General features: G+C 67.1%; 14 protein-coding genes and 1 tRNA gene. 8 read left to right on the forward strand and 7 right to left on the reverse strand.

The annotated features are described in order from the left end of the window. The first annotated feature begins 62 nt into the window (after positions 1 to 62). The 5 genes from E3T55_RS11270 to E3T55_RS11290 all read left to right on the forward strand — a co-directional run bounded on the left by E3T55_RS11270 (position 63) and on the right by E3T55_RS11290 (position 7,852). Positions 63 to 794, forward strand: coding sequence for a TetR/AcrR family transcriptional regulator (locus tag E3T55_RS11270; protein WP_134519664.1), 732 nt, complete (start codon positions 63 to 65; stop codon positions 792 to 794). 104 nt (positions 795 to 898) lie between these two features. Beyond that, complete coding sequence (locus tag E3T55_RS11275) at positions 899 to 3,118, forward strand: 3-hydroxyacyl-CoA dehydrogenase NAD-binding domain-containing protein (RefSeq protein WP_134519665.1); 2,220 nt, start codon at positions 899 to 901, stop codon at positions 3,116 to 3,118. After that, entirely contained in the window at positions 3,115 to 4,335 is a 1,221-nt protein-coding gene (locus E3T55_RS11280) for an acyl-CoA dehydrogenase family protein (RefSeq protein WP_134519666.1), read from the forward strand. The genes E3T55_RS11275 and E3T55_RS11280 overlap by 4 nt, the downstream gene beginning before the upstream one ends. Before the next feature lie 57 nt (positions 4,336 to 4,392). Continuing rightward, positions 4,393 to 6,027: an AMP-binding protein gene (locus E3T55_RS11285; RefSeq protein WP_338145127.1), complete on the forward strand. Its 1,635-nt coding sequence runs from the start codon at positions 4,393 to 4,395 to the stop codon at positions 6,025 to 6,027. A gap of 205 nt (positions 6,028 to 6,232) precedes the next feature. Then, the gene (locus E3T55_RS11290; RefSeq protein WP_420898000.1) at positions 6,233 to 7,852 is read left to right on the forward strand and encodes a bifunctional 3'-5' exonuclease/DNA polymerase; all 1,620 of its coding nucleotides are present in this window, start codon (positions 6,233 to 6,235) and stop codon (positions 7,850 to 7,852) included. Between the two features lie 33 nt (positions 7,853 to 7,885). Here E3T55_RS11290 and E3T55_RS11295 read toward each other — a convergent pair whose 3' ends face one another. Beyond that, entirely contained in the window at positions 7,886 to 8,467 is a 582-nt protein-coding gene (locus E3T55_RS11295) for a PadR family transcriptional regulator (RefSeq protein WP_166791762.1), read from the reverse strand. Between the two features lie 188 nt (positions 8,468 to 8,655). Between E3T55_RS11295 and E3T55_RS11300 the strand changes: the two genes are divergently transcribed. After that, a complete protein-coding gene (locus tag E3T55_RS11300) occupies positions 8,656 to 9,207 on the forward strand; it encodes a DUF3145 domain-containing protein (RefSeq protein ID WP_134519668.1) in 552 nt (183 codons plus the stop codon). Between the two features lie 140 nt (positions 9,208 to 9,347). On the opposite strand, the gene E3T55_RS11305 is transcribed toward E3T55_RS11300, so the two are convergent. From E3T55_RS11305 to aceE, 6 genes are all read right to left on the reverse strand, one after another. Next, a complete protein-coding gene (locus tag E3T55_RS11305; RefSeq protein ID WP_134519669.1) occupies positions 9,348 to 10,583 on the reverse strand; it encodes a beta-ketoacyl-[acyl-carrier-protein] synthase family protein in 1,236 nt (411 codons plus the stop codon). A gap of 123 nt (positions 10,584 to 10,706) precedes the next feature. Then, positions 10,707 to 10,955 (reverse strand): acyl carrier protein, encoded by a 249-nt coding sequence (locus E3T55_RS11310; RefSeq protein WP_119975278.1) that lies wholly within the window; start codon positions 10,953 to 10,955, stop codon positions 10,707 to 10,709. Positions 10,956 to 11,015: 60 nt separating this feature from the next. Continuing rightward, complete coding sequence (locus E3T55_RS11315; protein WP_134519670.1) at positions 11,016 to 12,020, reverse strand: beta-ketoacyl-ACP synthase III; 1,005 nt, start codon at positions 12,018 to 12,020, stop codon at positions 11,016 to 11,018. A 78-nt stretch (positions 12,021 to 12,098) separates the two neighbouring features. Then, the gene (locus E3T55_RS11320; protein WP_134519671.1) at positions 12,099 to 13,013 is read right to left on the reverse strand and encodes an ACP S-malonyltransferase; all 915 of its coding nucleotides are present in this window, start codon (positions 13,011 to 13,013) and stop codon (positions 12,099 to 12,101) included. A gap of 99 nt (positions 13,014 to 13,112) precedes the next feature. Next, the gene (locus tag E3T55_RS11325; RefSeq protein WP_198418563.1) at positions 13,113 to 14,381 is read right to left on the reverse strand and encodes a PucR family transcriptional regulator; all 1,269 of its coding nucleotides are present in this window, start codon (positions 14,379 to 14,381) and stop codon (positions 13,113 to 13,115) included. Positions 14,382 to 14,386: 5 nt separating this feature from the next. Next, positions 14,387 to 17,113, reverse strand: coding sequence for a pyruvate dehydrogenase (acetyl-transferring), homodimeric type (aceE, locus tag E3T55_RS11330; protein ID WP_134519673.1), 2,727 nt, complete (start codon positions 17,111 to 17,113; stop codon positions 14,387 to 14,389). Positions 17,114 to 17,355: 242 nt separating this feature from the next. Between aceE and E3T55_RS11335 the strand changes: the two genes are divergently transcribed. Next, on the forward strand, positions 17,356 to 17,841 hold the full coding sequence (locus E3T55_RS11335; protein ID WP_134519674.1) for a peroxiredoxin: 486 nt from the start codon (positions 17,356 to 17,358) through the stop codon (positions 17,839 to 17,841). Between the two features lie 50 nt (positions 17,842 to 17,891). After that, positions 17,892 to 17,964 (forward strand) — tRNA-Val (locus tag E3T55_RS11340). Positions 17,965 to 17,974: the final 10 nt, after the last annotated feature.

The following is a 17,974-nucleotide window of genomic DNA, read 5'->3' on the forward strand; positions in this document are numbered from 1 at the left end:
CTCGGCCGCTTGGCCCCTCGCGCCGCCCCGGCAAGCCATCGATGTGATAACTTCACCAGACCATGCCTGAAGCGCGATCGACCAACCCGCCCCTCGACACTTCAGCGCGGCATCAGGGACTGTCCCGCATCAGCGTCGGCGACATCGCGGTGCGGCTCTTTCACGAGCGCGGCTACGAGGCCACGAGTGCAACCGAGATCGCCGAGGCCGCCGGCCTGTCCCGCAGCACCTTCTTTCGGCAGTTTCGGTCCAAGGACGACGTCATCTTCGCCGACCACGACGAACTTCTCGATCACATCTCCGCCTATTTCGGTCAGGACCACCCTGATCCCTGGATCGCCGTCTGCACCGCGGCGATCATGGTCTTCGACCAGTTCCACGCCCGACTGAATATTGTGCGCCTGCGCGATCAGGTCGTGCGCGAGAGCGAGATTCTGCGAGACCGCGAGACCGTCATGGTCTCCCGCTATGAGAAGACCTTCTCGGCCTACCTGCGACGCCAGCCCGGTGTCAGCGCCCTCGCCGCCATCCGCTTCGCCGCCGCCGTCACGGCCACCCACAACTTTGAGCTGCGCCGTCTCATCCGAGCCGCTGAGCCCTTCGGTCCCGATGAGCTGATCAGCGCACTCGCGGAGGTGCGCCGCCTGTTGCGCCCATCCGATGGTGAAGCGGATGCCGCCGGCACCGCGTCGACGGCGCCCGCGCCCATCGTGGTCGCGATTTTCCCTGCGTCGACTCCGCCCGCCGACCTTGCCCGCCTGATCGCCGAACGTGTGGGGTCCGCGGCGCCCTAGCGGTCTCGCTCCAGCCTGAGAAGAAACTGGGTGTCACTTGACATGACACTCAGTGTCAGTTAGACAGGACTCACACACCCTCTCACCTGGCGCAAAGGAGCACCGTGAAGTCTGCTGTCAACTCTCGGCACACACCCACCCGGGTCAGCCTCGGAATCCGCACCCTCGGCGCCCACCGCATCGCCGTCATCACCTTCGAAGCGGCCCCGGGCGCCCTCGTGACCTGGACTCCCGGTGCACTCACCGAGCTCGCGGCCGTCGTACGGTCGATTGATACCTCCACGGTCTCGGCGGTCGCCTTCATCGGAAGCGGGTCCGCCTTCGGGGCGGGTGCCGACCTCGCCGGCTTTCAGCAGGCCGCCACCCCGGCCGACGGCGAGGACATCGCCCGTGAGGGCTTTGCGGCCTTCGCCGGCATCACCGGCCTCGCGGTGCCGACCTTCGCCTTTCTCAACGGCACCGCCGTCGGGGGAGCCCTCGAACTCGCCCTGCGCGCCGACTACCGCACGGTCGCGGCGGGCACCCGGGCGATCGGCCTGCCCGAAGCCAGCCTCGGACTACTGCCGGGCTGGGGCGGTCTCGCATCGCTCAGCACCCTCATCGGAGCAGCCGCGACCGCAGAGATCGCGATCGTGCGGTCCCTTGCCGGCCGCCACCTCACGGCGGTCGAATCTCAGAACTTCGGCGTGACGGATGCCGTCATCGCCGACGCAGACTTTCTCACCGCCTCGCTGACCTGGGCCGTTGACGTGCTCGATGGGCGCGAGCCGCCCGCCCTCGCCATTGCCGCGGGCAGCTGGAGCGCCGATGCCGTGCGCGCCACCGTCGCCAAGCGCATTCCCACGACTCTCCCCGCGGTCGAGGCCATCATCACCCTGCTGACGGAGTGGCAGACCCGGTCGGCCGGCCCCAGCGACGTCGGCAACCGCACACTGGCACGACTGGCCGTCGGCGGCGACCCGATCGAAGCCGACACCGTTGCCCTGTTCGGTGCCCTCCTGCACACCGATGAATGCCGGGCGAGCATCTACGCGTTCTTCACCCTGCAGGCCGCCCGCAAACGCAGTCGCCCGGCCGGCGGAGACCGCGAGGGCACCGCCGAATCCGCCGCCTCCCCGGCCCCCACCCGGGTCGGGGTCATCGGCGGCGGGCTCATGGCCACGCAGCTGGCCGTGCTGTTCGCCACCAAGCTGGATGCCCCCACCCACCTCACCGAGGTCACTCCCGAACGCGCCGACCTCGCCCTCGAGCGGGTGAGTGCCCAACTTGACCGGGCCGCCGCCCGTGGTTCCCTGCCCCCGGAGCGTCGAGACCGGATCGCCGCCCACATCACGGCGAGCGCCGACCCGACCGACCAGACCGGCAGCACACTCGTCATCGAGGCGGTCTTCGAAGACCTCACGGTCAAGCAGCAGGTCTGGGCCTCGGTAGAGAGCGTCGTGCCCCTCGACACGATCCTGCTCACCAACACCTCGTCGCTCTCGATCGCCGAACAGGGCGCCGAGCTGCTTCGCCCGGAACGCCTGATCGGCCTGCACTTCTTCAACCCGGTCGCGGTGCTGCCCCTGATCGAGATCGTGCGCGCGGCCCACACCAGCCCCGACGTGATCGACGCCGCATTCCACCTCGCCGGTTCCCTCGGCAAGACGGCGGTGCTCGTGGCTGACACCCCCGGGTTTGTCGTCAATCGGCTGCTGACCCGGCTGTTCAGCGATTCCCTCGCCCTGATCGACACCGGTACGGATGCCCGGGTCGTCGATACCGCCCTGGTCGGCGACGGGCTTCCGATGACCGCGCTGACGCTGCTCGACTACATCGGTCCGGCCGTGCAGCTGCACATCTTCGAGACCATGCACGCCGCCTTTCCCGACCGGTTCACGGTCAGCCCCAGCCTCGCCCGCATCGTCGAGCAGAAGCTGTCCGGATACCTCACGACGACGGGCGGCCTGACGCCGGAGGCGCAGGCGATCGTCGATGGAGTCGCCGCGGCATCCGCTGCCGAAGCCACGACACCAGCCACGACACCAGCCACGACAGCACCCACTACAGCGGCGGGCCCCGCTCTGACGAGCGCCGCCGTGCGCGACCTGCTGCTCGGCGGACTGGCCGACGAAACGGCCCGCATGCTGGCCGAGGGCACCGTCGCTACGGCCGCCGATATCGACGCCTGCATGATGCTCGGTGCCAACTACCCCCACCACACCGGTGGACTCACCCCACTTCTCGACCGGTCAGGGGCCTCCCGCGCCCAGACCGGCTCCACCTTTCACTCACCCGGTGTCGCAAGCGCACCACGAATCCCCGAACAGGCGGTTGCACGATGAGCACGACGACTACGACCACGAGACCCACTGCCACCGCGCCGGACTATGACGTCTCGGTTCCGCTCGACACCGACTACTACGGCATCTTCGCCACCGTTCCCGCCGCTGACCGGGCGTTCTGGGACCGCGCCCGTACCTTCGCGGTCGATACCCTCGACGAAATGAACGCGGCCTGGGACAAGGCAGAGTACCCCGTTCACCTCGCCCGCCGCCTCGGCGAACTCGACCTGCTGACCGACGGTGTCGAAGGGCCGGGCCTCACGCCGATGTCCCCGCTCGCCGCCGGCCTCGTCAACATGGAAATCTCGCGCGGCGACGGGTCGATGGGTACCGTCATCGCCGTGCAGGGCGGACTCGCCCTGCGCAGCATCGCGATGTACGGCAGCGACGCGCAGAAGGCCCAATGGCTCGTGCCGCTCGCCCGCGCCGAGAAGCTCGGCGCGTTTGCCCTCACCGAACCCGATCACGGCTCCGACTCGGTCGGCCTGACGACCACGGCTCACCGCGACGGCGATGAGTGGGTGCTGAACGGCGAGAAGATGTGGATCGGCAACGGGTCCGTCGGCGATCTGACCGTCGTCTGGGCCCGCGACGATGCCGGCGACGTGCGGGGCTTTCTCGTCGAGCAGGACACCCCCGGCTATGACGGCGTCACCATGACCGGCAAGGCCTCGCTGCGCGCGATCCACCAGGCCCGCATCACCCTCACCGACGTGCGCATTCCGCTCGACGCCGTGCTGCCCGGCACCCACACGTTCAAGGACACCGCCGCGGTGCTTTTCGCGACCCGGCTCGGTGTGGCCTGGTCTGCCCTCGGCCACGCCACCGCCGTTTTCGAGGCGGCACTGAACTACTCAACCCTGCGCCACCAGTTCGGTAAGCCGTTGGCCTCGTTCCAGATCGTGCAGGAGCGTCTGACGCTCATGCTGTCCCAGCTCACCTCCATGCAGTTGCACTGCCTGCGCCTGGCCGAGCTCGATGCCGCCGGTACGCTGCGCCCCATCCAGGCGAGCCTCGCCAAGTTCCATAACACCCGCGCCGCCCGTGAACTCGCCTCGCTCGCCAGGGACATGCTCGGCGGCAACGGTATCCTGCTGGAAAACCACGTCATCCGGCACCTGGCCGACATCGAATCGATCCACACCTACGAGGGCACCGAGAGCATCCAGTCGTTGCTGATCGGCCGCGACCTGACGGGCGTCAGCGCCTTCAAGTAGACCCTGATCTGCGACACCCCTTCACCACCTCACCGTTATTCGGACAAAGGAGTCCCCGTGCTGGAACAGATGGCCGCGTCACCCAACGATTCACCGCTCACCCCGATGCGCTTTTTGCAGCGCTCTGCCGAAGTCTTCCCCCACAAGAATGCGATCATTTACGGAGGCCGCCGCTACACCTACACCGAGTTCCGCGAGAGTGCCGAGAAGCTCGCGCACGCCATCCGCGCCCGCATTGAGCCCGGCGACCGGGTCATCTTTTTGGCCCCGAACATTCCCGAAATGCTCATCGCCCACTACGCGGTGCCGCTGGCCGGGGGAGTACTCGTCGCCCTCAACTCCCGTCTGGCCAAGCCGGAGATCGACTACGTGCTCACCCACTCCGAAGCCACGCTGCTGTTCGTGGACGCCGAGATACTGGCCACCGTCGGCAACGCATTCGAGGCGTCCCCGAGCCTCAAGGCCGTGATCGAGATTGCCGACGCCGAGTTCGGCGTCGCCGCGAGCGGCCTCAGCCTCGGACAGCAGCGCCTCGACAGCTTCGTGTCGGAGGCCATCGACACCGATGAGTCGCCGCTCTGCTGGGAGGTGCGCGATGAACGCGGCGTCATCGCGATCAACTACACCTCGGGCACCACCGGCAAGCCCAAGGGCGTGATGTACTCGCACCGAGGCGCCTACCTCAACTCCTTCGGCGAGGTCTTCCACAACAAGTTCACGAGCGATTCCGTGTACCTGTGGACCCTGCCGATGTTCCACTGCAACGGCTGGTGCACCCCGTGGGCGGTCACCGCCGCCGGCGCCACCCACGTCTGCCTGCGGGCCGTACGAGCGGATGCCGTCTGGGGCGCCATCGACGCCCTCGGCGTCACCAACCTCTGTGGCGCGCCGACCGTGTGCAGCATCATCGCCAACGCACCCCAGGCCCACCCCGTGGAACGCCGCTTGAGCATCACGACCGCCGGCGCACCGCCGTCGCCGAGCGTGATCCAGCAGCTCGAACACCTGGGCATCACCGTCGTGCACGTCTACGGCCTCACCGAGGTCTACGGGCCGTACACGATCTGCGAATACCAGCACGACTGGGACGACCTGCCCGAAGACGAGCGTGCCCGCAAGATCTCCCGCCAGGGGGTCGGCATGCTGCAGGCCGAATCCGCCCGCATTGTGGACAGCGCCATGCAGGACGTGCCGAAAGACGCCCGCACGATCGGTGAGATCGTGCTGCGCGGCAATAACGTCATGCTCGGCTACTTCAAGAACCCGGCGGCGACCAAGGACGCCTTCCGCGGCGGCTGGTTCCACACCGGCGACCTCGGCGTGATGCATCCGGATGGCTACATCGAGATCAAGGACCGCGCCAAGGACATCATCATCTCCGGTGGCGAGAACATCTCGACGATCGAGGTCGAGAACGCGATTCTGGCGCACCCGACCGTGCTCGACGTGGCCGTCGTGGGTGTGCCGCACGAGAAATGGGGGGAGCGACCGAAGGCCTACGTTGTGCTGCGGCCAGACCACATCATCACCGAGGTCGACCTGCTCACGCACACGAAGTACCTCATCGCGAGCTTCAAGGTGCCCGACTACATCACCTTCGTCGACGAGCTGCCGCGCACCGCAACCGGCAAGATCATGAAGGTCGTGCTGCGGGAGTTGCAGAGCGACGGTGTCCCGACACCCTCGGCCTGAGCCCGCTTACTCACGGGTCCTCATCGATGTGCTGCGGGCGGCGTGACGACCGAGTGTCAGCAGGCAGAATGGACGTGTGTACTTTCTGGTGACGAGCGACGAGTCCGCGGCGCCCGCACGGATCACCGGCGAGATCGCCCCTGCCCTGCTGCTCCGGTCGTTCGACGACGGCGGTGTTGCACTCGAACCCGGGCGCCGGTTCACTCTGGCGACGTTTCTCGCCTTCGTGCGCGACCACGAACTCAGCCACCGCGGGCAGGATGCAGCGCGCTGGGTGTGGGACGACACGGCGAGCTTCTACCCGAAGCTGCTCGCCGCCGACGTGCGCGTGCAGCGCTGCCACGACCTGCGTCTCTGCCACGCCATCCTGCGCAATTCCGCCCTGACCGGTGCGAGCCTTCTTGCGTCCACCGACCGCGGCTTCTGGGACGCCGCTCCCGAGCAGCAACCCACGGCTCGGCATCGGGGCACGGCGCTGTTCGACCTGGAGGCCGAGCAGGCTCCCGAATCCGACAGTGAACCGGAATTTCGGCGCCAGCTCGCCGCGGTGAACTCGTCTGCCGAGCCCCGTCGCATCCGGCTGCTGCTGGCGGCCGAGTCGGCCGGCGCGCTGATCGCTGCCGAGATGCGTTTCGCGGGCCTGCCGTGGAACACCGCGGCGCACGAGCAACTGCTGACCAGGGAGCTCGGTGCCCGAGTGCCCTCCGGCGTGCGCCCCGAGCGGCTCGAGCAACTCGCCGCGACCATCCGCGTGCTGCTCGACGACCGCACGCTGAATCCCGATTCACAGCAGGATCTGCTCAAGGCCCTGCAGAACGCAGGGCTGCCGATCACCTCGACCCAGCAGTGGCATCTCAAAGAGGTCGAGCATCCGGTCATCGCCCCGCTGCTGCAGTACCGAAAATTGTCGCGGCTGCTGAGCGCCAACGGATGGTCGTGGCTCGACGCCTGGATCGTCGACGGGCGGTTCCACGCCGAATACCTGCCGGGCGGTGTCGTCACCGGCCGGTGGGCGGCGCGCGGCGGCGGGGCGCTGCAACTGCCCAAACAGGTGCGTGCCGCGGTGATCGCCGACCCCGGCTGGACCTTCGTGGTAGCGGATGCCGCCCAGCTCGAACCACGCATTCTCGCGGCGCTGTCGGGCGACCTGGCCATGGCCCAGGCCGGCCACGAAACCGACCTGTACGCGGGAATTGTCGCAAGCGGGGTAGTCGAAACCCGCGCCCACGCCAAGGTCGCGATGTTGGGAGCCATGTACGGCGCCACGACGGGGGAGAGCGGCCGGCTGCTGCCGCGGCTCGCCCGTGCGTACCCGCGGGCGCTCGGCCTCACCGAGGCGGCCGCCCGCACCGGGGAACGGGGCGACGTGGTCACGACCCGGCTCGGCCGGTCATCGCCCCGGCCGCCCGACGCCTGGCTCGCCGCGCAGGCCCAGGCCTACGCCGCGTCGGCGTCACACGTCGACGAACGCCGAGCTCGCAGCCAGGCCAGGGATTGGGGGCGCTTCACGCGCAACTTTGTCGTGCAGGGCAGCGCCGCCGAGTGGGCGCTGTGCTGGATGGCGGAGATCCGCACCCAGCTCTGGAAACTCGAGGGCAGCGCATCGGTCGCGGGCCGCGGTCCCGGGCTGTTCGCCGCAGCACCGCACCTGGTCTTCTTTCTGCACGACGAGGTCATCGTGCACACGCCGCTCGCGCTGGCCGAGCAGGTCGCCGCACTCGTCGCCCGGGCAGCGACCGCGGCCGGAAAGCTGCTCTTCGGTGATTTTCCGGTGGACTTTCCGCTGACCGTCGCGACGGTCGAGAACTACGCCGACGCGAAGTAGGCGCCAGAATCGGGCCCCGGATCTGCCTTCAGATCAGGGCTCGAGCACCGCGGCCGGCCGACGGCCGCGCCGCGGACGCTCCTCGCTCAGGCCACGCTCGATACTGCCGGGTTCGGCCGTCAGCAGCTGCAGCTCGGCCTCGTCGAGCCAGCGCAGCGCGGCCTCGGCGAGAGCGGATGCCGCCGCCACCGCAAGGCGGTCCTGTGCCGTGTCGACGGGTCCGCGTGGGGCAGCGTCGCGGCGGGTGATCCACCAGGCGCGGTTACCGGCAATGATCGCCTGGGCGTCAACGTCGCTCTCGGTGCGGGGCAGGGACGACGCGATCAACACCCGGTCCACGAGGTCATCCCACTCATCGCCCACGGCACTGTCGGTGTCGTGCAGCCACTCAAGGGCTTCGGCGTGGCCGGCCGGGGTCAGTCGGTAGAGCGGCAGACCGTCATCCGTCGTTCCGGCGGATTCGATGGCTGCCTGCATGATGAGACGTTCGAGGGTGCCGTAGATCTGTCCCACATTCACCCGTCGCCGACCAGCGGTGCGGGCCGCGAGCTCACCGTGGAGCTGAAAGCCGTAGGCGGGGCCGATGGTCAGAACGGCCAGCAGACTGGTGCGCACGGACACGGATCCTCCAGGTACCACGGTCACAAAACGTATACCGAGCATACCGAAGCGTATTGTCAATTGCCGGGTGGATGGGCCATACTGCAAAGACAACTGAACAGCACCACCGCAGATATCGTTGTCGATATTTCCGTTGCAGGTCGTTGGGGAAGACGCGCCTACATCAAACGGAAGGAGAAACGATGACTGCACCACAATCTCTGGCCGGACCGATCCGTGCCGGTAGCGAACGCCGTGCCGTGGCACGGGGAGTGCTGTACGTGCACTCCTCACCGCGTGCGCTGTGCCCCCACGTCGAGTGGGCGGCCGGTCGCGCCCTCGGCGAGGCCGTGAACTTCGAGTGGGCCGACCAGCCCGTGCTTCGCGGTTCTCAACGCGCCGAATATTACTGGCAGGGACCCAGCGGAACCGGTGCCGCACTCGCCTCCGCGCTGCGTGGCTGGGAACACCTCCGATTCGAGGTGACCGAAGACGCCGGGCCGGCGAGTGACGGCGGACGCTGGCTGCACACGCCCGATCTCGGTATCTTCTATGCCCAAACCGACACCGTCGGCAACGTGGTCATTCCCGAAGATCGGCTGCGGTACGCCATGGAGGTCGCCGGAGCCAACGCCCTCGAACTGCATCGCGAGCTGCGTCTCGCCCTCGGCCAAGCCTGGGACGATGAGCTCGAGCCGTTCCGCCACGCCTGCGACTTCAACTCCGTGGTCTGGCTCCACGCCGTCGGCGACTAGAACTGTCCGCAACGCGAGGTGTCGGCGGCTCACGCCATCGTCAACGACCGCGAGAGCGGGTGAAACGTCGGTTTGGCAGAGCCAAGGCGACGATTCACCCGCTCTCGCGGGGTGCTGCTGCGGGTGGTTAGAACCGAGCGTTAGACCGAACGGAACGCGATGACGGCGTTGTGGCCGCCGAACCCGAAGGAGTTACTGATCGCGAGCAGGTCGCCGGCCGGCAGGGCGCGCGGCGTGGTCACCACGTCGAGCGGAATGGCCGGGTCCTGCGCAGTGAGGTTGATCGTGGGCGGCGCCATGCGCTCAGCGAGCGCCTTGACCGTGAAGACCGCTTCGATCGCACCGGCACCGCCGAGCAGGTGCCCGGTGGATGCCTTCGTGGCCGACACCGGGATGCCGTCGAGCAGGTCGCCGAAGACGCGGCGCAGCGCGTTGTACTCCGCGATATCGCCGACCGGCGTGCTCGTGGCGTGTGCGTTGATGTGGGCGACGTCTTTCAGATCGAAGCCCGCGTTCTGGATCGTGCCGATCATGGCACGGGCGGCTGCGGCGCCCTCGGGGTCCGGAGCGGTGATGTGATAGGCGTCGCTGTTCACGACGCCGCCGAGCAGCTCGGCGTAGATGTGGGCACCGCGGGCCTTCGCGTGCTCCTCGGTCTCGACGACGAGGGCGGCCGCGCCCTCACCGAGCACGAAGCCATCCCGGCCAATGTCGTAGGGGCGGCTGGCCGTCGCCGGGTCGTCGTTGCGGGTCGACAGGGCGTGCATCGCGGCGAAGGCGGCGATCGGCAGCGGGTGAATCGCGGCCTCGGAACCTCCGGCGATCACGATGTCGGCGAGCCCGGCCTGCAGGCGGTCGTAGGCATTGACGAGTGCCTCGGTGCTCGACGCGCAGGCCGAGACGACGGTGCGGATGCCGGCACGGGCGTGCAGGTCCATGCCGAGGGCCGCTCCCGGCCCGTTGGGCATGAGCATGGGCACGGTCATCGGCAGCACGCGGCGCGGGCCGCGCTCGCGCAGGGTGTCCCAGGCGTCGAGCAGAGTCCAGACTCCACCGATTCCGGTGGCCCAGTCGACGGCGACGCGTTCGGGTTCGACCTCGGGGGAGCCGGCATCCGCCCAGGCCTCACGGCCGGCGATGAGGGCGAACTGGCTGGAGGGGTCGAGGCGTTTGACTTCAAAGCGCTCGAGCACGTCGGCGGGCGACACGCGGGCCTGTGCGGCGAAGGTGACCGGAATCTGGGTCTCGGCCACCCAGGGATGATTGAGGGTGCTCGTGCCGGACTGGCCGGCGAGCAGGTTGGTCCAGGTGTCGGTTGCGGTGCCGCCGAGGGGCGTCGTCGCCCCGATCCCGGTGATAACGATCTTTTTGGTCATAACGAACTCTCCGTGGGGCGTGAAAACGCCGTGAGACGTGGAAACGGGAGGTAAGACCTGAGAACAGGCCCACAAAGCAGGCCGGTCGGCCCGAAAGCCGACCGGCCTGCTGCGTGCAGGGTGTTAGACCTGAGCCTTGACGATGAACGAGACCGCGTCGCCGACGGACTTGAGGTTTTTGACCTCTTCGTCGGGGATCTTCACATCGAACTTCTCTTCTGCGTTGACGACGATGGTCATCATCGAGATGGAATCGATGTCCAGGTCGTCGGTGAACGACTTGTCCAGCTCAACCGTGTCGGTCGCGATGCCCGTCTCGTCATTGATGAGCTCGGCGAGGCCGGCAAGAACTTCTTCGGTGGACAATGCCATGGTGTTTTCTCCTTGTGAATTTCTCGTTTGACCGAGATTTAGTTTACGGGGTGGGGGTGGTCAGGGCAGTACAACGACCTGCGCGCCGAAAACCAGACCGGCGCCGAAGCCGATCTGCAGTGCGAGGCCGCCGCTGAGCTCGGGGTGTTCCTCGAGAAGACGGTGGGTGGCGAGCGGGATGGAAGCCGACGACGTGTTACCTGTCGTGGCCACGTCGCGGGCGATCACGACGGATTCCGGCAGTTTGAGCTGCTTGGCGAATTCGTCGATGATGCGCATGTTGGCCTGGTGCGGGATGAACGCGGCGAGGTCGGCGCCGGTGATGCCGGCGACCTCGAGGGCCTTCTTGGCGACCTTGGCCATGTCCCAGACGGCCCAGCGAAAGACGGCCGGTCCTTCCTGACGCAGGGTAGGCCAGTCGGCTTCACCGCGGCGGTACTCCTGCAGCGTGTGATCCATCTGGATCGTCGCGGCCTTGGAACCATCGGATCCCCACACCGTCGTGGAGATACCCGGGTACTCGCTCGGGCCGATGACGATCGCGCCGGCACCGTCGCCGAGCAAAAAGGAAATGCTGCGGTCGGCCGGATCGACGAGGTCCGAGAGCTTCTCGGCACCGATCACGAGCGCGTAGTGTGCGGCTCCGGTGCGGATGAGGGCGTCGGCCTGTGCGACGGCGTAGGCGTATCCAGCGCACGCGGCGTTGATGTCGTAGGCCGCGGCGGGGTTGGTGCCCACCCGGTCGGCGACGACGGCCGCGATAGATGGCGTCTGGCGTGAGTTGCTGATGGTCGCGACGATGACCGCGTCGATCAGGGCGGCATCGATTCCGCTGCGTTCGATCGCTTCGCGGGCGGCATCCGTCGCCAGATCGACCGCGTCGATCTGCTGGCTGGCCCGGGTGCGCGTGATAATTCCGGTGCGCTGCTGAATCCACTCGTCGGAGGAGTCGATCGGCCCGACCAGCTCAGAGTTGGGAACGACGAGGTCACCGCGGGCGGCACCGACCGACAGGATGCGGGTGTACTGCGGACCGTGCGACTGCTGAAGTGTTGGCTTGGTCATACGTCTCTTTCAATCGGGGTGCTGCTGTGCTGCAAATTCGTGCGGGTGTTGGTTCTGTGTGTCTTAGTTCTGTGCGTCTTAGTTCTGTGCGTCGATCAGGGCGAAGGCGGCGGGCAGGTCGTCCGGCGTCTTGATGGCGACGCTCGGAATGCCTTTGAGGGCACGTTTTGCGAGGCCGACGAGAGCTCCGGCCGGTGCGACTTCAATGATTCCGGTTACTCCGGCCTCGCCGAATGACTGCATGCACCTGTCCCACCGTACCGAGGAAGAGACCTGACCGACGAGTAGGTCGACGAATCGGCTGCCGTTCTCGACCAGGCTGCCGTCATGGTTGCTCCAGATCGGCATCGTTGGATCGGCGGCCGTGAGGGTCGCTGCGACGGTGCTGAGGCGCTCGACCGCGGGGCGCATGTAGCGGGTGTGGAAGGCACCGGCCACGGAGAGCGGAATGACTCGTGACCGGGTGGGCGGGTTCGCGGCGAGCTCCGCGAGGGCGGCCATGGCCCCGGCGACGACGATCTGTCCGCCACCGTTGAAGTTGGCGGGTTCCAGTCCCAGCTCCTGTAAGCGTGCCAGCAGTTCGGCCTCATCGCCGCCCAGCACGGCGCTCATGCCGGTCGGTTCGAGCGCGGCCGCGCTCTGCATGGCCAGGCCGCGTTCACGCACGAAGTGAATAGCCTCGTCGGTGCGCAGGATGCCGGCACCGGCGGCCGCGGTGATCTCGCCAACGGAATGACCGGCGATGCCGCCGATCTTCTCGCGTCGCCCGTCCGCGAGCAGCAGGTTCAGGGTCAGCAGCCCCGCGGCCACGAGCAGCGGCTGCGCGATGGCGGTGTCGCGAATCGTGTCGGCATCGCTCACGGTGCCGGCTTCAACGAGATCGAACCCGGCCGCGGTGCTGAGTTCGCTCAGCTCCGAGCCGAAGTGCGGCAGCCACGGTTCGAGAAATCCTGGAGTTTGGGAGCCCTGTCCGGGGCATACGACGACGATCACTTATCTAGTTTCCCAATCTGAATTCGGGGGTGAGTGTTAGAGAACACCTAAGTATTCGAAGAAGGTTTGTGTGAATCCGCAAATTTGTGCCGGGAGTGCCTATCTCCGCCGCGTCGACCCGTCATGTTCGCTGATGGAACCGAGAATGAGAGCGGCCTGCAGAATAAGCGCCTCGCGGGCACCGGTGGCGTCGTAACCGATGACCTCAGAGACCCGCTTCAGGCGATACCTGACGGTGTTCGGGTGCACGAACAGCTCCCGAGCGGTGGCCTCGAGCGATCGGCCGTTGTCGAGATAGCACCAGAGCGTCGTGAGCAGCTCGGTCGAGTGCGCCTGCAGCGGCCGGTAGATGCGGTGGATCAGCGTGGCTCGCGCCAGGGGATCGCCGGCCAGGGCACGTTCGGGCAGCAGGTCGTCGGCCTGAACCGGGCGCGGGGCATTCCGCCACGATCGGGCCACGGCGAAGCCGGCCAGCGCAGCCTTCGCGCTCTTCGACGCGTCGACCAGGTTCGGTACCTCGTGGCCGAGCACGAGGTGCCCGGGACCGAAGATGGGCTCGAGCTGCATGGCGATGTCCATGAAGCTGAGGGTTTGCTCAGTTCCGGCTGCGTGGCCGTTGGTCGACCCGGTGCCGACGGCGCCCAGGCTACCGGTGGCGGGTGCGGCGGCATCCGTCACCGGATCGGGGGAGGCCGGGCGAGCCCGCCCGATGACCAGCACGAGTCGATTGCCCTGCACGCCGATCAGTACATCGGCGGCCATGTGTCTGGCCGAGCGACGCAGCTGATCCACGTCGAGCATGCTCGGCGTGGTGCCCACGAGCACGCAGACCTCACCGTGCCCGTGCCAGCCGAGGGCGGCGATGCGGCTGGGCAGATCGTCGTCGTACTCGCCGCTCAGGATCGAGTCCACCACGAGCGCCTCGAGACGCGCGTCCCAGAGCCCGCGAGCCTCGGCGGCCCGGGCGTAGACATCCGCTGCCCCGAACGCTATCTCCCGCGAGTAGAGCAAGATCGCCTCGCGCAGGGATTCGCTGCCGTCCTTGACCCGTTCCTCGACGACCTCCACGGTGACCCGAATCAGCTGCAGGGTCTGCTGCAGGCTCACCGAGCGCAGCAATTCCCGCGGTGCCGCGCCGAAGACGTCGGCCGCGATCCACGGGGTCGACTTGGGGTCGTCGAACCAGGAGATGAAGGAGGTGATGCCGGCCTGTGCCACGAGACCGACCGCGGACCGCCGCCCCGGTGGCATATCGCCGTACCAGGGCAGCGTGTCCTCGAGTCGCTTGAGTGTCGTCGTGCACAGCTCGCCGCTGATCGTACGCAGCCAGTTGAGGGTTTGCTCTTTTGTTCGGGGCGCCGATGCCACGTGTTTTAGCTCTCGCCCCCGGCCGATCCCGTGGTTCCGGCGCTCACGTCGTGAAGACGGTAGCGCTCGATGGCCTGGCCGGCGAATCCGGGGTCGATCTCGCCGCGGCGGGCGAGCAGCTCAAGGGTGCGTACGACCATCGAGGGGCCATCGATCTTGAAGAACCGGCGAGCCGCCGGGCGGGTGTCCGAGAAGCCGAAGCCGTCGGCGCCGAGGGTGGCGAAGTCACCGGGGACGAACTGTCGAATCTGGTCAGGCACCGCGTGCATGAAGTCGGTCACGGCCACGTAGGGTCCGTCGGCGCCCGCGAGCTTGCTCGTGACGTACGGGGTCTTCGGGGCGGCGTCGGGATTCAGAAAGTTGTATTCCTCGGCGGCCAGGCCGTCACGGCGCAGTTCGGCCCAGCTCGTGACCGACCAGACATCGGCCGAGACGCCCCAGTCGTCGGCGAGAAGCTTCTGGGCCTCCAGTGCCCAGGGCACCGAGACACCGGATGCCAGCAGCTGGGCCTTCGGACCGGCCACCGTCGATTCACTCACCCGGTGCAGGCCGCGCAGAATGCCGTCGACGTCGACGTCGAACGGTTCGACGGGCTGAACCTGCGGCTCGTTGTAGACGGTGATGTAGTACATGACGTTCGGGTCGGAGTGCTCGCCGCCGTACATGCGGTCGAGGCCCGCACGCACGATGTGGCCGATCTCGTAGCCGTAGGCGGGGTCGTACGAGACGACCGCCGGGTTGGTGGAGGCGAGCAGCGGAGAGTGGCCGTCGGCGTGCTGCAGGCCCTCACCCGTCAGGGTGGTGCGGCCGGCGGTAGCGCCAATCATGAACCCACGGGCCATCTGGTCGCCGGCGGCCCAGAGGGCATCCCCGGTGCGCTGAAAACCGAACATGGAGTAGAAGACGTACACCGGGATGAGCGGTTCACCCTGGGTGGCGTACGCGGTGCCCACGTTGGTGAAGGCCGCCGCGGCACCGGCCTCGTTGATGCCGACGTGCAGAATCTGTCCCTGCGCGCTCTCCTTGTAGGCGAGCAGCTGCGCGTGGTCGACCGAGGTGTAGTGCTGGCCGTTGGGGTTGTAGATCTTCGCGTTCGGGAAGAACGCATCGATTCCAAAGGTGCGGGCCTCGTCGGGAATGATCGGCACGATTCGATTGCCGAAGTCCTTGGCACGCACGAGCTCCTTGAGCAGGCGCACGAAGGCCATCGTGGTGGCGATCTCCTGGGTGCCGGAGCCCTTCTTGGTGATCGCGTAGGTCGAGTCGCCCGGCAGGTTGAGGGCCGTGTGCTTCGTGCGACGCTCGGGCAAATAACCGCCGAGGGCGCGGCGGCGTTCGTGCATGTACTCGATCGCTTCGTCCTTGTCGCCGGGCGTGTAGTACGGCGGCAGGTACGGGTTCTCTTCGAGCTGGGCGTCCGTGATCGGCACGTGCATGCTGTCCCGGAAGGTCTTGAGGTTGTCGAGCGTCATCTTCTTCATCTGGTGGGTCGCGTTGCGACCCTCGAAGCTCGGGCCGAGCCCATAGCCCTTGACGGTCTTCGCGAGGATGACGGTCGGCTGTCCGGTGTGCTCCGACGCGGCTTTGAAGGCGGCGTACACCTTGCGGTAGTCATGGCCGCCGCGCTTGAGGTTCCAGACGTCGTCGTCGCTGTAGCCCTCGATGAGTTCGAGCGCACGCGGGTCGCGGCCGAAGAAGTTCTCCCGCACGTAGGCGCCGCTCTCGGCCTTGTAGGTCTGGTAGTCGCCGTCGGGGGTGACGTTCATCAGATTCAGCAGGGCGCCGTCGGTGTCGCGCTTCAGCAGGTCGTCCCACTCGCGGCCCCAGACCACCTTGATGACATTCCAGCCGGCGCCGCGGAAGAAGCTCTCGAGCTCCTGAATGATCTTGCCGTTGCCGCGAACGGGGCCGTCGAGGCGCTGCAGGTTGCAGTTGATCACGAAGTTGAGGTTGTCGAGGCCCTCGTTGGCGGCGACCTGCAGCTGGCCACGACTTTCGACCTCGTCCATTTCGCCGTCACCGAGGAACGCCCAGACCTGCTGGTCGCTCGCGTCCTTGATGCCGCGGTTGGTCAGGTAGCGGTTGAGCTGCGCCTGATAGATCGCGTTGATCGGACCGAGGCCCATCGAGACCGTGGGGAACTGCCAGAATTCCGGCATCAGGCGCGGGTGCGGGTAGGACGAGACACCGCCGCCGGCGTGGGACTTTTCCTGGCGGAACCCGTCAAGCTGGTTCTCGGTCAGGCGGCCCTCGAGAAAGGCTCTGGCGTAGGTGCCGGGGGAGGCATGGCCCTGAATGAAGATCTGGTCGCCGCCGCCCGGGTGGTCCTGACCGCGGAAGAAGTGGTTGAAGCCCACCTCGTAGAGGGCAGCGGATGAAGCGTAGGTCGAGATGTGCCCGCCCACCGCGATGCCGGGGCGCTGGGCGCGGTGCACCAGAACGGCAGCGTTCCAGCGAATCCAGGCGCGGTAGCGACGCTCGATGTCTTCATCGCCGGGAAAAGCGGGCTCGTTCTCTGGAGCAATGGTGTTGATGTAGTCCGTGGTGGGCACCATCGGCACGCCGAGGTGAAGCTCTTTGGAACGCTTCAGAAGGCTCAGCATGATCTCGCGGGCGCGCTGGTGGCCGTGGCTGGCCACGAGGGAGTCGAGGGACTCATTCCACTCTGCGGTCTCGGCCGGGTCGGCATCCGACTTTGTCACGGAGTATGGATCCTGGTCGTTGACGGTCACAGTCGACCTCTCTCTCGGGGCAGGTTTCCGCCCGGCGAGTCGCTGGCCGGCGGGTGCTGGCAGGAGGTCGCGGTTGGGCAGGTCGTGCCTAAGTGTCGTGCCAGCAGATGGCGGGTCGGTGAGGACCGTAGGCACCACGCCAGCCTACCGATTCCGTACTCCGTTCGCGCGCGACGCCGCGCGCGGGTTAAGCTGTGGCACCGGCTCAGCCGCGCCAATGGCGGTCGGGGAGGACGTGCACCATGGCTTTGGAAAACGATACCCAAGCACCCGATTTTGAGCTTCTCAACCAGTTCGGAGAACGGATCCAACTCAGCCAGTTCCGCGGCGAGAAGGCCGTCGCCCTGGTGTTTTTTCCCCTCGCGTTCTCGGGAATCTGCAGCGGCGAACTGTGTGCTCTGCGGGACAACATCGCCCTGTTCGCCGACAGCGGAGTGGAGCTGCTCGGGATATCCGTCGATTCCCGCCATGCGCTGCGCGCGTTTGGCGAACAGGAGCAGTACGGCTTCAGCCTGCTCGCCGACTTCTGGCCCCACGGCGGGGTCGCGAAGGAGTACGGCGTGTTTCTCGAAGACAAGGGCTTTGCCAACCGGGCCACATTCGTGATCGATCGTGATGGCATCATCCGGGCGAGTTTCATCACGGCGCCGGGCGAAGCACGATCGATCAGCGACTATCAGGCGGCGCTCGACATGCTGCAGCCGGCACTTCCGGTGCTGCCGGCGTGACGAGTGCGGCTATAGTAAAGATTCACCCCGCGTAGTTCGTCTACCGGCGGGGGCCTTTAGCTCAGTTGGTAGAGCGCCACGTTTACACCGTGGATGTCATCGGTTCGAGCCCGGTAGGGCCCACGGTTTTCTT

Source organism: Cryobacterium frigoriphilum (genome assembly GCF_004403305.1).
Classification (GTDB): domain Bacteria; phylum Actinomycetota; class Actinomycetes; order Actinomycetales; family Microbacteriaceae; genus Cryobacterium; species Cryobacterium frigoriphilum.

Coding starts and splice junctions, on each gene's coding strand:
- E3T55_RS11315 (WP_134519670.1), bottom strand. CDS start 12,020: ATGACCAAGCCAACACTTCAGCAGTCGCACGGTCCGCAGTACACCCGC.
- E3T55_RS11305 (WP_134519669.1), bottom strand. CDS start 10,583: ATGACCAAAAAGATCGTTATCACCGGGATCGGGGCGACGACGCCCCTC.
- E3T55_RS11300 (WP_134519668.1), top strand. CDS start 8,656: ATGACTGCACCACAATCTCTGGCCGGACCGATCCGTGCCGGTAGCGAA.
- E3T55_RS11310 (WP_119975278.1), bottom strand. CDS start 10,955: ATGGCATTGTCCACCGAAGAAGTTCTTGCCGGCCTCGCCGAGCTCATC.
- E3T55_RS11280 (WP_134519666.1), top strand. CDS start 3,115: ATGAGCACGACGACTACGACCACGAGACCCACTGCCACCGCGCCGGAC.
- E3T55_RS11270 (WP_134519664.1), top strand. CDS start 63: ATGCCTGAAGCGCGATCGACCAACCCGCCCCTCGACACTTCAGCGCGG.
- E3T55_RS11335 (WP_134519674.1), top strand. CDS start 17,356: ATGGCTTTGGAAAACGATACCCAAGCACCCGATTTTGAGCTTCTCAAC.